14 protein-coding genes are annotated in these 14,969 nt (G+C 50.7%); 5 read left to right on the forward strand and 9 right to left on the reverse strand.

The features are described 5' to 3' along the window. Positions 1-113 precede the first annotated feature (113 nt). Positions 114-2,123, forward strand: coding sequence for a methyl-accepting chemotaxis protein (locus Q0757_RS09165; RefSeq protein ID WP_298786540.1), 2,010 nt, complete (start codon positions 114-116; stop codon positions 2,121-2,123). Between the two features lie 44 nt (positions 2,124-2,167). On the opposite strand, the gene Q0757_RS09170 is transcribed toward Q0757_RS09165, so the two are convergent. The 5 genes from Q0757_RS09170 to Q0757_RS09190 form a co-directional block, all read right to left on the reverse strand. Beyond that, the gene (locus Q0757_RS09170) at positions 2,168-2,965 is read right to left on the reverse strand and encodes a sulfite exporter TauE/SafE family protein (protein WP_298786542.1); all 798 of its coding nucleotides are present in this window, start codon (positions 2,963-2,965) and stop codon (positions 2,168-2,170) included. A 98-nt stretch (positions 2,966-3,063) separates the two neighbouring features. Next, the gene (locus tag Q0757_RS09175; RefSeq protein ID WP_298786544.1) at positions 3,064-3,633 is read right to left on the reverse strand and encodes a DJ-1/PfpI family protein; all 570 of its coding nucleotides are present in this window, start codon (positions 3,631-3,633) and stop codon (positions 3,064-3,066) included. A 90-nt stretch (positions 3,634-3,723) separates the two neighbouring features. After that, positions 3,724-4,725 carry a LacI family DNA-binding transcriptional regulator gene (locus Q0757_RS09180; protein WP_298786546.1) on the reverse strand — a complete coding sequence of 334 codons (1,002 nt, stop codon included), beginning with the start codon at positions 4,723-4,725 and terminating at the stop codon, positions 3,724-3,726. A gap of 15 nt (positions 4,726-4,740) precedes the next feature. Beyond that, the gene (locus tag Q0757_RS09185; protein ID WP_366139530.1) at positions 4,741-6,249 is read right to left on the reverse strand and encodes a UDP-glucose--hexose-1-phosphate uridylyltransferase; all 1,509 of its coding nucleotides are present in this window, start codon (positions 6,247-6,249) and stop codon (positions 4,741-4,743) included. Positions 6,250-6,266: 17 nt separating this feature from the next. Next, positions 6,267-7,445 (reverse strand): galactokinase, encoded by a 1,179-nt coding sequence (locus tag Q0757_RS09190; RefSeq protein WP_298786548.1) that lies wholly within the window; start codon positions 7,443-7,445, stop codon positions 6,267-6,269. 142 nt (positions 7,446-7,587) lie between these two features. On the opposite strand from Q0757_RS09190, the gene Q0757_RS09195 reads away from it, so the two are divergent. Both Q0757_RS09195 and Q0757_RS09200 read left to right on the forward strand, forming a co-directional pair. Continuing rightward, positions 7,588-8,625 carry a potassium channel family protein gene (locus Q0757_RS09195; protein ID WP_298786550.1) on the forward strand — a complete coding sequence of 346 codons (1,038 nt, stop codon included), beginning with the start codon at positions 7,588-7,590 and terminating at the stop codon, positions 8,623-8,625. 100 nt (positions 8,626-8,725) lie between these two features. Further along, positions 8,726-9,691, forward strand: coding sequence for a Gfo/Idh/MocA family protein (locus Q0757_RS09200; protein WP_298786552.1), 966 nt, complete (start codon positions 8,726-8,728; stop codon positions 9,689-9,691). Between the two features lie 61 nt (positions 9,692-9,752). Here Q0757_RS09200 and yidA read toward each other — a convergent pair whose 3' ends face one another. Both yidA and Q0757_RS09210 read right to left on the reverse strand, forming a co-directional pair. Then, on the reverse strand, positions 9,753-10,568 hold the full coding sequence (gene yidA / locus Q0757_RS09205; protein WP_298786554.1) for a sugar-phosphatase: 816 nt from the start codon (positions 10,566-10,568) through the stop codon (positions 9,753-9,755). A gap of 19 nt (positions 10,569-10,587) precedes the next feature. Then, positions 10,588-10,899, reverse strand: a complete 312-nt coding sequence (locus Q0757_RS09210; protein WP_298786556.1) for a hypothetical protein — start codon at positions 10,897-10,899, stop codon at positions 10,588-10,590. A 190-nt stretch (positions 10,900-11,089) separates the two neighbouring features. Between Q0757_RS09210 and Q0757_RS09215 the strand changes: the two genes are divergently transcribed. Together Q0757_RS09215 and Q0757_RS09220 are read left to right on the forward strand one after the other, a co-directional pair. Continuing rightward, the gene (locus Q0757_RS09215) at positions 11,090-12,109 is read left to right on the forward strand and encodes an NAD(P)-dependent alcohol dehydrogenase (protein WP_298786558.1); all 1,020 of its coding nucleotides are present in this window, start codon (positions 11,090-11,092) and stop codon (positions 12,107-12,109) included. A gap of 80 nt (positions 12,110-12,189) precedes the next feature. After that, the gene (locus tag Q0757_RS09220) at positions 12,190-13,419 is read left to right on the forward strand and encodes an NADH:flavin oxidoreductase/NADH oxidase family protein (protein ID WP_298786560.1); all 1,230 of its coding nucleotides are present in this window, start codon (positions 12,190-12,192) and stop codon (positions 13,417-13,419) included. Between the two features lie 11 nt (positions 13,420-13,430). Here the strand turns inward: Q0757_RS09220 and Q0757_RS09225 are convergent, their stop codons facing one another. Next, on the reverse strand, positions 13,431-14,222 hold the full coding sequence (locus Q0757_RS09225; protein WP_298786562.1) for an SDR family oxidoreductase: 792 nt from the start codon (positions 14,220-14,222) through the stop codon (positions 13,431-13,433). 35 nt (positions 14,223-14,257) lie between these two features. After that, positions 14,258-14,956, reverse strand: coding sequence for a TVP38/TMEM64 family protein (locus Q0757_RS09230; protein ID WP_298786564.1), 699 nt, complete (start codon positions 14,954-14,956; stop codon positions 14,258-14,260). Positions 14,957-14,969: the final 13 nt, after the last annotated feature.

Below are 14,969 nucleotides of genomic sequence, written 5' to 3' on the forward strand. Positions count from 1 at the left end.
TGGCAGCGACCGATATTCCTTCAAGCTGCTTTCCTGAAAAGCTTCACTTTTTTTCCATTTATCCGATATGAATAAAAGAAGGTATTCGTTTACATATTGGGGAGTGGATGAACGTGAAAGAAAAATTATTACAGCCAAATCTTCGAAAAAAATTACTCATATGGTTTTTAGTGATTGGCCTGCTTCCGGCTGTGGCTGTCGCTTTTTTTGTCTTTCAGGAAAGCAGCAGTGTCGTAGTGGCCGAAGAAGAAGAAAAACTGACCATGGCATCTGAAGCTGCGGCGAACGAAATGGACCGCTGGCTCGTCAAACGGCTTGATGAAATTGTACTTGCTGCGGGCACGCAGGATATGAGCAGCGGTGATACCGATACCCGCCTCAGCCTGATGAATCAGATCATTGAACGCGATGAGACATTTGAAACCGTCGTATTTACCGGCACAGATGGAATTGTGGAGGCACATACCACCGAAGAAAATATCGGGGAACTCGACCTCGGCGACAGAGACTATTTTAAGAACGGGATGAACGGCGAGACTACAATCTCCGACGTCCTTAACTCCAACTCTACCGGAAACCGCATCGTAGTCGTGGCGTCTCCGGTGACCGCCTCCAATGGGGATATCACCGGCGTCATGTCTGCGTCTGTTAATTTTGATGCTTTAATGGAACGCTATACAGGGGGCGGAGAGAAAAACAGTGCTGTACCTATTCTCGTGGACAACCAAAACGTGATTCAGCTTCATCCGCAAGAGGATCTTATCGGTCAGCCGGTGGGCCAGGCTGATATCAGCGGTGAATGGCAGGGACTGCTTGCCCAGGAGCAGGAGGAAGCCTCCTCCACAACAATCGAAAACGGCAGTGAACAATTGCTCGTCTCCGCCTCCCCGGTTCAGGAAGCAGGATATAAAATTTTCTTTCTGACGCCAATGGAGGAAGTCCTCGCAGCAACAAACAGCCTGAAGTGGACAGTGCTTACCCTTATCGGCGTGGCAGCTCTGCTGATTATTGGTGCTGCCGTTCTGATCGCCGGCCGTATTACAAAGCCAATTCGCTTAATCACCGCCCGGGTGAAGCAGGTAGCCGATGATGATTTAACCGGTGAGGATATTGAGCTGAATCAGCGGGATGAAATCGGCCAGCTTGCCATGCATTTTAACCGGATGAGCACCAGGCTGAAGGAGCTGATTGGCCAGTTTGATATGAGCTCCCGTCTTCTTCAGGACTCATCTGAACAGCTTCTATCAAATTCCAATAAATCCAGCCGGGCCATTACTGAAGTCAATGCCTCCCTGCAGCAGGTAGCCTCAGGCTCAGAGCAGCAGTCAGTAAGCATTAAAGAAAGCGCCGGTGCCATGGAGGAAGTCTCCAAAGGCGTCCAGGAAGTGGCGGGCAGTACAACCTCTATTTCCGAGCATGCAGCCTCGACGACAGAAAAAGCGAACGGCGGCCTCGTAACGATGAGCGAGGCGCTGGAAAAAATGCGCTCCATCCATACCTCCGTCGAACGTTCCAATGAAGTGAACCAGACGCTGAGCGCCCGCTCCCGGGAAATTGAAAACATTTTAAATGTCATCACGGCCATTTCCGAACAGACCAATCTGCTCGCCTTGAACGCTGCTATTGAAGCGGCGAGGGCAGGAGAGCACGGAAAAGGATTTGCTGTCGTCGCCGAAGAAGTCCGCAAGCTTGCCGAGCAGTCCCGGGATTCTTCCTCCCAGATCGCTTCGATTATTACTACGATTCAAACAGAGATTCAGGACTCCGCCGTCTCCATGGAACAGGTCACCGGCGAGGTTCAGGATGGCCTGAAGATGACCGAGCAGGCTAAGGCTGCCTTTCAGGAAATTTCAGATTACACGAACGAAGTCAGCTTGCGCCTTGAAGGTGTGGCAGCCACTTCGGAGCAAATGGCGGCAAGCTCTCAGGAAATCACTGCCTCCTTCGACGAGATTTCGGCAATTTCTGAACACAATGCCGGCACCTCCCAAAACGTAGCCTCAGCCTCGGAAACGCAGCTTCACGCGGTAGAAGAAATCGACGCTCTCGCAGAAGCGCTGAATATGATGGCCAGAGAATTGAATACTATCGTTTCCCATTTCCACACGGAAGAAGACCAGTAAAACAGCACAAAGATCCCGGCTCGATACGAGAGCCGGGATTATTTTTATGAGCTTCCGAAAATCAGTCTTAATGAAACGATGACGAGGCTAATGGCCAGCACACGCAGAATAATAGCTCCCGGCAGCTTCGCCGCAAGCGCAGAACCAATCTGGCCGCCTACTACAGCCCCAATCGCGAGCCAGAGCACGCTATCCCACTGAACGTGGCCGAACCAGGCATGCGCCGCCGTTCCGACCGCAGCCGACAGCACCATCAAAAACATCGAGGTCGCCGTCGCAATATGGGGCGGGAAAGCAAGCAGCATCACCATGGTCGGCACCATGACAGAGCCTCCCCCAACACCAAACGACGTTGAAATAACGCCGACAGCCAGCGCAATCGACAGGCCAATCCACCGATTGTATGAATACTCATATGTATGGCCGGTAAGATCTGTAAATGTCCGCCTGGTGGTCGGTCTGCCGGCACTTTGCTGTTTGTTTTTCGGCCGGAACAAAAGGAACAGGGCCATGCAGAATAAAAAGATGCCAAAGGCGGTATAAAATGTATCCGTATCAAAAAACTGGGTCAGCCACGCGCCAAAGACTGCACCCGGCATCATGGCAAGCGCAAAATAGATGCCGCTTTTATAATCAATCCGTTTTTGCTTCGAATACGTCCACGTGCTTGAAATAGCGGTAAACAAAAGAACAGCCATCGAGGTTCCTGCAATATCCGAGGCTGGCATCGGAAAGAAAAGCGCGAGGATCGGCACAATAATAAACGCCCCGCCGAGGCCGACCAGCGAACCGCACGCAGCGGCAAAGATGCCTGTAAGCAGCAGTAAAACAGCTTCCGTCATTTCCAGTCCTCTTTTCTTCTATGTAATCCATTACCATTTTAGCATGAACAGCTATTAAAAAAAGCCGGCCTGAACAGCCGGCCGGCTCGAACCCCGTCCTACGTTGTTACCGGGGCATCGTTCACCTGTTTCACGAACTCCCGCATAATGGCAGGCAGATCCGGCCATGCGTGCCCGGAAACCAGGTTTTTGTCCACATAATCCATTTCATTGATATATTCTGCGCCCATGCTCTCCACTTCCGGCTTGCAGGCCTGGTAAGCGGTCATTTTTCTTCCCTTTGCCACCTCTGCGATCGGGGTCAGCACGAGACTTCCGTGGCACATAATCGCAATCGGCTTATCCTTTTCAAAGAAATGCTTCACGATTTCAAGCAGGTCATTGTTCATCCGGATGTGCTCGGGTGCTCTTCCTCCCGGAATAATCAGCGCATCGTAATCAGAAGCATTTACGCCTTCAAAAGCGACATTCGCTTCAATGCCATACCCCGGCTTCTCCGTATACGTTTCCCAGTCCTCAAAGTCGTGAATTACCGTATGCAGTTTTTTGACACTGGCTGCTGCCAGATCCACATGAAATCCTTCCTCCATGCACCGAAAATACGGGTAATACACCTCCAACGCTTCCACGGCATCACCGGCCACGATCAATACTCTTTTCGCACTCATCGTACACGCTCCTTTTCTGATTGATGGAAAGCTTACTTATATTTTATACCCCTTTTGAGGCAATAGAAATATGTTTTCTGCATAAAAAATTTAAGCCCTGCTGCAGCTTTCTCTTTTCTTCAGTTCCGTCGCCACAAGCACCGTTTTGGGAACCGTTCTCCGACCATCAAGCCGCTCAAGCAGAAGATCCACTGCCGTTTCCCCCATCACCTCTGTGTAAACCTTCACCGATGTAAGCGGCGGATAAACAAATTTCGCCACACTGACGTCATTGACACTCGCTACACTCATATCGTCCGGCACTTTGATCTGCGCTTCATGAAGCGCACGCAGACATCCAACGGCCATCGTGTCATTTGCCACAAACAACGCTGTCGGTCTCGTTTCTTCGGCCTCAGCGGCCAATTCATTCTTTGTTAATTCGTAGCCGTCCTGGACAGTAAACCGGCCCGTTCGCATCCACGGGGAAGCGTCATCGTTTTTTTCAGCCATCAGCCGGCGGAAGGTCTCTTCCCGCGCATCCGCAATCGTCGTTGTTTCTGACAGGTAGGACTCCCTCCCGCCAAGATAGCCGATACGTGTATGGCCAAGCTCCCAGAGATACGAAAGGACTTTTTCCGTCACACGCTGAAAGTCGGCAATAACAGAGTCAAAGGTCTCTCCATCCGGACTGGAATCCACAAAGACGAGCTGCGTGCTCACATGCTGCAGACGCTCCGCCTGTGCCGGGCTGAATTTGCCTACAGCAATGACCGGCTGGCTTTCGGCATTCTCCTGCTCGAGAAACTCCTCGAGCAGCAGGCGCCGGACCCGGATGCCCAGCTCGTCGCAGCGCTTTTCAATACCCAGGCGGATCGACAGATAATACAGGTCCTCGAGCTCTTCCTGTTCGGTATACCAGTAAACGATGGTAATCGCCTGCACAGCCTGCTTGCGTTTTGCATGCTTTGTATAGTTCAGCGCTTCGGCGGTCTGAAAAATGCGCTGCTTTGTGCTTTCCGCTACCGACAGCGTGTCGTCATAGTTCAGTACCCGGGAGACGGTCGCTATTGACACGCCGGCTTCTTTTGCGATGTCCTTTATCGTTGCCATATCATCAGCTTCCTTTTATTTTTCTTTGAGCCCGAGGGGCAACGAGTCCAAAAACTGGCGGAATCCGCGGTGTCCGGCGGCGTCCTGCTTGAACACACCCGCATGATGCAAAACCTCCATAAATTTTTTGCCCACAGCCTGTTCGACTTCCTGCCGCGCTTCAGCCTTCGGCTTTCCCTGAAGCTTACTGCGCAGCTCTTCAGCCCACTCCTCGTGCTGGGCAGGGACCGTCTCTTCAAGCCCGGCGGCAAATTCAGTGATCTGATCGAGTTCACCGAGCAGCCTTGCCGGAAGAACCGCCAGTCCCATGACTTCAATCAGCCCAATGTTTTCTTTTTTGATATGATGCACTTCCTCGTGGGGATGAAACAGGCCATACGGGTGCTCCTCTGTCTTCCGGTTGTTGCGCAGCACTATATCCATTTCCCAGCTCCTCCCGTTTTTCCGTGCAATCGGTGTTACCGTATTGTGCAGTTCTCTGCCGGAGTAAGCTTCGATCTCAAGCTTTGTATCGGTATAATTCTGCCACGTTTTCCGGACCGATTCTGCAGCCTCAATAACGCTTGTCTGCTCCTCTGAGCGAATCCTCAGAACGCTCATCGGCCAGTGAACAATTTCCACAGTTAAACCCGGATAATCCGGCACGTCAAAAACGGTTTCCGGCTCTGCCTTTTCCAGGGCAAAGGTATACCTTCCCCCCTGGTAGTGATCATGGGACAAAATGGACCCGCCCACCACCGGAAGATCGGCATTTGAGCCCATGAAATAATGCGGAAACTGTTCTACAAATCCAAGCAGCCGGATAAAGGTTTCCCGGTTGATTTTCATATCCCGGTGGTATTCGCTGAGAAGAATGGAATGCTCCGGGTAATATATATACGGAGAGTACTGCAGATACCAGGTTTCCCCTTCAAGCTCTGTCCGGATTAACCGGTGATTCGACCGGGCCGGATGGCCGATACGCCCTGGATAGCCTTCATTTTCTTTACACAGGACGCATTTCGGGTACGACACCGTGGTACTCTTCTGCTTTTGCGCTTCAATATCACGCGGATCTTTTTCCGGCTTGGATAAATTAATTGTAATATCGATCGTTCCATAGGAAGATGCGTATGGGAAATGAACGTTTTTGGCCACCCGGTCCATCTGAATATAGTTGGAAAACCGGCTCAGCCAATAAAAATAATCGGTTGCTTCAACCGGGTCCCGGCGGTACTTTCCCTCAAAGGTCCGCTGGATGTCAGAAGGCCTGGGAAGGAAAATATTCATAAGGTCTGCCTTAGCCTGTTCCCGCTTGTCGAGCAGATCCTCCACGATCCCTGTTTCCACCATATAGGCGGTGAGCTGCCCAAGCATCTCCTCGAACGGCTTTTGTTCAACAGCTGCATTTTCGTCCATCGCTTCGAGATGGAGCTCCCGCAGCAGCTGATTACGTGCATACACCTTGTCTTCTGCATGAATTAATTTATTTTTTTCTGCCCAGTCGACGAGCGACATGATGACTGCATCCACCTGCATGGCCATAGCACCTCTCCTTTCCCTTACTTTTGCCCTGCCCGTGCCAGCTCCCGGGCTCCCCCACCGGCGGTAGCTTTGTAGAATGAAGGTTTGAAGCCTGTCGCTTTTTCATAAACTGCTGCGACACTCTTCTCTGCCTCCTCCGCCTGTTCATGCTCCACAAAAGCAATCGCGCAGCCGCCAAAGCCCGCTCCAGTCATTCGGGCGCCAATCACGCCGGGCTGCTTTTGGGCGGTTTCGGCCAGCGTGTCGAGCTCAAGGCCGGTCACTTCATAATTTTCCTTTAACGACCGGTGTGACTCATTAAGCAGTCGGCCAAACGCTTCATAATTTTCCGCTTCGAGCATTGCCGCTGCCTGCTTTGTCCGGTCGTGCTCGTAAATCACGTGCCGGGCTCTTTTTCGGACCGTTTCATTATTAATCTCCCCGCTGAGATCGTTCCATTCCTCCACCGATAGCTCACAAAGGCTCCTAATGTCCCGGTGCTGCTGCATTTCTGCCAAAGCTTCTTCACATTCGGCCCGGCGCTCATTATATGCTGAGCCGGCGAGCTCCCGGGATTTGTTTGTGTTCATAATCAATATGGTATATTTTTCTGTCGGCAGCGGAGCGTATTCATATTCAAGCGTTCCACAGTCAAGCAGCATGGCGTGTCCGTCTTTGCCAAATCCAATCGCAAACTGGTCCATGATACCGGTCTGAACGCCAATGTATTCGTTTTCCACCCGCTGGGCATACTGGACAAGGGTTTTGATGGAAAGCCCCCACTCTTCCCATTCGTTTAGCAGCACAGCTGTGGCCAGTTCAATCGAAGCTGATGAGGATAAGCCGGCCCCGTTTGGGATATTGCCGGAAAAATAAATATCATAGCCGGTTTCGCATTGATAGCCTTCTGCTGCCAGAATAGCAAATACCCCCTTCGGATAGTTCGCCCAATCATGCTCCTGCCGGAACGACAGATCATCCAGTGACAGCGTTATCATTCCTTCGTTTAAAAAATTACCGCTCACAAATCGAAGCTGCCGGTCGCTTCGCCCTCCCGCTGCTGCATAGGTCCCGTTTGTAATCGCGCACGGAAAAACAAATCCACCGTTATAATCTGTATGTTCACCAATGACGTTAATACGGCCGGGGGCGAAAAACAGTCGTTCCGCCTCTCGGGAAAACTGTTGTTCAAACTCCTTCATTACCACTGCATCCATGGCACAGCCTCCTTCACTCTTTTCATCAGTATAGTGGAAAACCAGACATAAATAAAGTTTTTACTAAAATTTTTACCTTGAAATTTTGGATTTTTAACGCTTTAAGATGGGTAATAGTACTTTAGCAGGAAGGGGGCGCGGGATGTTTTTTAATAAGCTGTTTGAACGTCTGGTTAATGTGAATACAGCCGTTATTTTTATGATTACTGCCCTGGTGATCGGAGGGAGCTCCTTTGCCATTTACTACATAGAGCCTGAGGAATTCGGCAGCCCCTTCAACGGCTTCTGGTGGGTGATGACTTCTGTAACTACTGTCGGCTTCGGCGATTACGTGCCGGATACCGTACCCGGGAAACTGTACGGCATTTTTCTTTATTTAGTCGGCATCGGCCTGATTTCGATTGTGATCAGTAAAATTATTGATTTTATATATGTGTATAACCGCCGAAAGGAGCGGGGGAAATTGGAGTATAACGGAAAAGACCATATTGTAATTGCGGACTGGAGCAAGCATGCGAAAATTGCGATTCAGGAAATTTTAAATACAGAAAAAAATATTGAGATTGTGCTTATTGACCAGTATGAAGAAACCCCCTACCACCACGACCGCCTGTTTTACGTTCGCGGCAACCCGGTCGACAAAGAGGTACTGGAGCAGGCAAATATCAGTGAAGCCCGGGCGGTATTTATTTTCCCTAATGAAATTACCATCAACGGTGAATATATCCATGACCCTTCTTACATCGACGGAAAATCATTATTAATTGCCACCAGCATCCAGCGACACTTTAAAGACATTTACACCATCGTAGAGGTCAAAGAACGAAATAATATTCACAACTTTACCCATGTGGAGGTGGATGAATTTATCGTCAGCTCAGAAATGATTTCACAGCTTGCCGTCCGTTCCGCCTTCAGCCGCGGCACCTCAAGGATTGTGTCTCAGCTTTTGTCGAAGAGGCACGGGGAGGATTTGTATGAAATACCCAAACGCCCCTCCTGGGGGACGTACCGCGAAGCTTATATGGATCTGCTTGAAGAAGGAGCCACTCTCGTATCAGACCACGATGATTTAAACATCAATCATAAGCTCGACGAACGTATTCCGGAGGATGCGCAGCTTTTCGTCATATGCCAGGAGGATACGTATCATAAAATCAAACGGAAGCAGGCAAAATAACATTCTTCCGTCCTGTTCAAATTGGAAATTACTCCCTTATAATCTACCGGCTTGCGTTATAATAGCCGGGGAAACTATTAAATGAAAAGGTGTGACGCATATGAGCTTTAACTGGGGAATTATTGGGACCGGCGATATCGCCGGAAAATTTGCTGAAGCATTAAATGATGAGCACGGCGGAATTCATTCCGTCTGCTCCCGCGCGATGGATAAAGCCGAAAGCTTTGCAGGTGATTTTAACGCCGGGCATCCGTTTGACTCGCTGGACAAATTCCTCGAAGACGAAGCACTTGATATCATCTATATCGCGACTCCCCATACGAATCACTATGACATTGCCAGGCAGTGTCTCGAAAGCGGGAAGCATGTGTTCTGTGAAAAGGCCATTACCGTTAACAAGCAGCAGCTCGATGAACTGGCGGCGCTTGCTTCAGACCGGGAACTGGTGCTGCTTGAAGCGATGACGCTGTATTACCATCCGCTTCACCGTGAGCTGCAGCAAAAGATCGCAGACGGGGTAATCGGCAGCGTGCGCTCTATTAACGTCACGTTTGGCACTATTAAAGAGTATGACACCACCAACCGCTTCTTTAACCCGGACCTTGCCGGGGGCGCGATGCTTGATATTGGCGTCTATGCCCTATCGTTTGCCCGTTTTTTCCTTCAGGAGCAGCCGCAGGATGTAACAACCATTGGAGAAATGGCCGAAAGCGGTGTCGACGACCAGTCGGGCATCGTTTTAAAAAACAGCCGTGGCCAGATGGCGACAGTCCAGCTTTCCTTCAGCTCCAAGCTTCCTAAAAAAGGGATTATTGCCGGCGATAAAGGATCAATTACGGTCGACAACTTCCCCCGCGCCGATGAAGCACTCATCGAATACACTAACGGAGAAAACGAGCGCGTTGCCGAGGGCGAGACGTCAAAGGCTCTGCATTATGAAATCCGGGAAATGGAAAGGTGCGTTTCCAGCCGGGACTATGCCTCTCTTTTGCAATACTCTTCTGATGTGATGGCACTGATGGACGAATCCCGGCGGCAGTGGAATTTCCGCTATCCATTCGAATAACCCGGATTTCCCGGGAAATAAAAGTAAAGCCTTTATTCCGTCCGGAATAAAGGCTTTTTGCTTAACGGGATTGCAGCAGTACGTTATTGATTGCCTCTGCCACTCCGTTTTCATTGTTTGTGGATGTAATAATATCAGCTGCTGCCTTGATTTCCGGAATGGCATTTCCCATCGCCACCCCGCACCCTGCTGCCTCTATCATAGATAAATCGTTGCCGTTATCCCCAATGCACATCACTTCCTCCCGGGCGATGCCAAGCCGCGCCGCCAGATCCATCACTGCGTTGCCCTTACTTGCTTCTGGATGAAGAAATTCCAAAAAATGCGACGTGCTGCGCATGATTTCATTTCTGGCTTTAATTTTCTCCGGCAGTAAAAGCTCTGTCCGGTCAATATCTTCTTTATCGCCGACAAACATCACCTTCGGAAGTGCCACAGACGGCCCGACCTCCTCAAGCGTACGCACACGCAAAGGGATATTATTCAGGTAAGCGTCGAGTACCGTATATTTATCAATATCTCTTTGCGGAGTATAAATATGCTTTTCACTAAAGTACTGCATCGCTATGGGCAGCTCCCGGCTCAGATACTCAAGCTCCCTCACGTCCTCGTACAGCATATCGAGCTGGCTGATCACCCGGCTGGTGAATGTCTCCTGAACCAGCGCACCGTTAAATACAGCAATATAGTCCCCCTCCTCCCGAAGGGACAGCTGATCAACATAACGCTGGACCCCTGGGAGCGGCCGACCGGTGCACAATACGATTTTGATGCCGGCTGCTTTTGCCTCCCGGACCGCGTGAATCACCTCCGGCGTCAGGGCATGCTGGTCATTCAGCATCGTTCCATCCATGTCTATGGCTATTAGTTTGTACATACCAATCCTCCTGCTGTAATTAAATATGTCCTGCCGGCCCCCACAGGAAATGCTCCTCCATATAGGCGAGCAGTTCTTTTTTCCTGTGCTGAAGGGCTCTGCATATCTGCTGGCCCACCGGCACCTGCAGCACCTTTTTCCCGCACTGGCTGCATACATCTTTTTCAGCAAATGTATGAAGAACATTTAACGGAAATAATGGCTTCCCGTCTGCTATTAAAAATTGAAAGCGCTGGCCGTGGATCGAAAATAAAATGGTATATCCCTGGAATTCTGCTGCTTTGTGCACAATCACATTTTCCACCTCGGTCATCTCTGTGTTTTTCCGCACGACGGACCTCCTTTTTAGCAGGATCTGACTTCTTCTTTATTGAGCGCAATAACATTCCTGTTTTTCACAGAAAAATATCCGGTCATGCTTTCAGTATAACTTTTTGCTTAAAATCCCGCCCGTCTATTTTAAAAAATCGCTCCCCAGGGAATGAACAGTAAGGAGTCCAGACATTCAAGGAGGCTATACAATGGCACCAGTACAAAATCGGGCTTTTCGGCTTCGTGAACCGAGAAGCTTAGAGAATTTAGAAATGACCGAAGAATCCATGCCGCAGGTGCAGCGGGGAGAGGTGCTTGTCCGCGTGAAAGCCACTTCCTTAAACTACCGGGACCTCGCTATGATCGAAGGCGGTTATCCGGGAGAGCTGCGGGAAAACCTCGTGCAGCTTTCAGACGGCGCCGGGGAAATTGTTGAAGCAGGCGAAGATGTACGCCGCTTCCGTGTCGGAGACCGGGTTGCCGGCAACTTCACCCGGGAATGGTTCGGCGGCAAGCGTCCTTCCTATATGCAGCCGTATGGCACGCACAGCGACGGGTGGCTGACGGATTATAAAGTAATCAATCCGGAGGAGCTTGTCCGTCTGCCTGACCATCTTACGTACGAGCAGGGAGCAACGCTTCCATGCGCGGCGGTGACTGCCTGGAACGCTCTGCACGGTCCTTCTCCGGCCGGCCCGGGAGACACGGTGCTGACGCTTGGCACAGGGGGCGTTTCCGTTTTCGCCGTGCAGCTCGCGAAAATTCTCGGCCTTCGCGTTATCTCCACTACTTCGAGCAGCTGGAAAGAGGACAAGCTGCAGGAGCTCGGATCTAACGACATCATCAACTACAATGATACACCGGAGTGGGGAAAACGGGCGGAAGAGCTTTCTAACGGCGGCGTAAACCGAGTCGTTGAAGTGGTCGGTCCTGCTTCGTTTCATCAATCGATTCAAGCAGTCGCCCCCGGCGAGGAGGTAGCTTTAATCGGCGTGCTCACAAGAACCGGGGACAAAATCGATTACTACGATCTCTTCGGAAAAGCTTCCACAAGAACGATTGGTGTCGGCAGCCGGGATATGTTCGAATCCATGAACCGCGCCATCGCTGCCCACCAGCTGACACCGGTGATCGACACGGTCTATCCATTTGAACAGGCCCAGGAGGCTTACCGCCACCTGAAAAGCCAAAACTTCTTCGGCAAAATTGTTATTTCCCACGGCCAGTAATAAAACAAGCGGAGCGCTTCTGTTACGCGCTCCGCTTCATTTTTTTCTTCATCCATCCGGAGAGTAAGGAGAGGATCACGTTGACAGACATCACTACCGCTTCCCCGTTTACATTACATAATAAAAATGTGACATTTAAAAACCGCTTCGTTAAATCAGCCATGAGCGAAGGACTCGCCACAAGGGCTCATCTGCCGGACGCTGACATCTTCCGGCTGTACCATACCTGGGCCAAAGGAGGCGCGGGGTTACTCATTACCGGGAACGTGATGATCAACCAGCAGGCGCTTGGGGAGCCGGGCAATGTCGTGCTTGAAAGCGAAAAGCAGCTTAGCCTGTTCCAAGCCTGGGCCCGTGCCGGCACACATAATGACACCCATTTATGGATGCAGATCAATCATCCGGGCAAGCAGGTGCCAAAAGGCGTCTCCCGTGAAACCGTCGCCCCCTCTACTGTACCTTTTGAATCAGGGCTTCAGCGCTTCTTTCCCAACGCCCGGGCGCTAACCCATCCAGAAATAGAAAAAATCATCCGGCAGTTTGCCCATACCGCATCCCTGGCCAGGCGCGCCGGCTTTACCGGTGTCCAGATTCACGCCGCCCACGGCTATTTAATCAGCCAGTTTCTCTCCCCCCGTCATAATCAGCGCACCGATGAATGGGGTGGTTCGATTAAAAACCGCTTCCGCTTTTTACGTGAAATTTTTTACGCTGTCCGCGAAGCCGCAGGGCCGGAATTTCCTGTTGGAGTAAAAATTAACAGCGCAGATTTTATGAAAGCCGGCTTCTCCGAGGAAGAATCCCAATATGTAATTAAAGAGCTCGAACGCCTTGGAGCCGATATGATTGAAATTTCCGGGGGCACTTACGAACGCCCGGAATTATTCGGAAAAAATGCTTCTGCTTCTACGCTTCAGCGTGAAGCTTATTTCCTGGAATATGCTGAAAGCCTGAAGCAGACTACAGAAGTACCGGTGATTTTAACCGGAGGCTTCCGGACCCGCCCGGCGATGGACAGCGCGCTCCAGTCAGGGGCAGCCGATTTCATTGGTCTGGCAAGACCAATGGCTGTATACCCGGACTACCCGGCCAGGCTTCTTTCAAAGGCCCCGGTTCCCCGGACTGAACCTGCCAAAACCGGTCTTCCGCTTATTGACAATCTGGGGGTTATGGAGCTTGCATGGTACAACCACCAGCTCGCCCGGCTGAGCAAAGGCCGGAAAGCTGCGCCCGGTTTTCCGGCTGTTTTCTCTTTAGGGCTTCTTCTGATGAAAAATGGCCTAAACATTATCCGGCAGCGAAGAGGATAAACTTTTTCGCTTTACAGAGCCTTTATCAGGCCGCCATCCACGAGCAGTGTCTGGCCAGTCACATAGGTGTTGGCAAAGGAGCCGTAAAAAACGACCTGAGCCGCAAACTCCTCCGGCTGCCCATAGCGTCCAAGCGGGATCGCTGCTTCTGATTCACTGCGCACCTCTTCAGCGCTCTTATTTATTTGTTCAGCCTTTCTTCCATCGAGCTCTGTTACCCGGTCTGTCGCTATTTTTCCGGGCCCAATGGAATTAATGAGAATACCGTGCGGAGCAAGCTCCTGGGACAGACCTTTGGCAAGGCCCATCAAGCCGGCCCGGAATGTATTCGATAAAATCAAATTATCCAGCGTCTGCTTCATCGAAGAAGACGTAATATTAACAATCCGGCCGCCCCCGCTCTGCTTCATTGAAGGCAGTACTGCACGTATGGCACGCACAAAGCTCATCAGGTTTAAGTCAAACGCCTTCTGCCAGTCCCCGTCATCGAAATCATCAAACGTGCCGGCAGGAGGACCACCGGCGTTATTAACGAGCACATCGACCGGACCGAACGCTTCTACGGTATATTCAACGAGCGCCTTTACCTCCGCTTCTTTCGTAATATCGCACACATAATAGCTCACCCGGCCGCGGCCGCTCAAAGACAAAAGCTCTTTTTCCGCCTCTCTAAGGCTCTCCTCCGAGCGGCCCGTAATCACGATGTCAGCACCTTCCTTGGCAAATGCGGCGGCCGATGCTTTTCCAAGCCCCCGGCTTGACGCCAATACAAGCACTGTTTTTCCTGCAAGCTTCAAATCCATGCTTTGCTCTCCTTTTTTCTGCGAACCGGGTGTATTTATACCGGTGGCTGCATCTGTTTTGTTTCTTCTATTAGCTCTTCGGTATCAAATTCGTCCTCAATTTTTCGTTTAAGTACGTAGCCGAGCACAGCTATCATCAGCGCTACCGCCCCCAGAATAATCATTTTCACTGGCTCGAACGAAAGAATACTCGAGCCAAAAAAGCCAAGCAGAATGGCTCTTGGTATGGTGCCGAGCAGAGTTGCCCCCAGGTACTGCTTCCAGCCTACGTCCATCCGGGCGCTGAGGGACGTTAATAAATCATAATGAAGCACCGGAATAAGCCGGAGCATTAATAAAAATTTGAAGCCGTGCTCCTCAAGCTCTTCCTTGATTTTATCCAGTTCCTCCATATTTTTCTTATCTAAATTTAAATCTCCTGCCTTGCGTCTTTTCGTAAAAAAAGAAACAGAAGCGCCAAGAACGGCTCCAAGAAAAATAAGGAGGGCGCCCAGCCAGTGCCCAAACAAAAAACCGGCAGCTATGGCGACCACGGGCAATGGAATCAGCAGATACGGCCGGATCGCAAATAACAGCAGCAGAACAATCGGTCCTAAAAATCCGATGCTTTCCATCCATCCTTTCACATCCTCAGGGTTGAGGTGCAGGTAAAAGCGGGAAAGCATCAGAATCAGAAACGCGGCACTTACCGTAATTGTCAGCCGTAGAGCATAGTGTTTTAATTTTGCTTTCATCGAGCCTTCCTCC

Origin of the sequence: uncultured Marinococcus sp. (assembly GCF_947493875.1) — a bacterium.
Taxonomy (GTDB): domain Bacteria; phylum Bacillota; class Bacilli; order Bacillales; family Marinococcaceae; genus Marinococcus.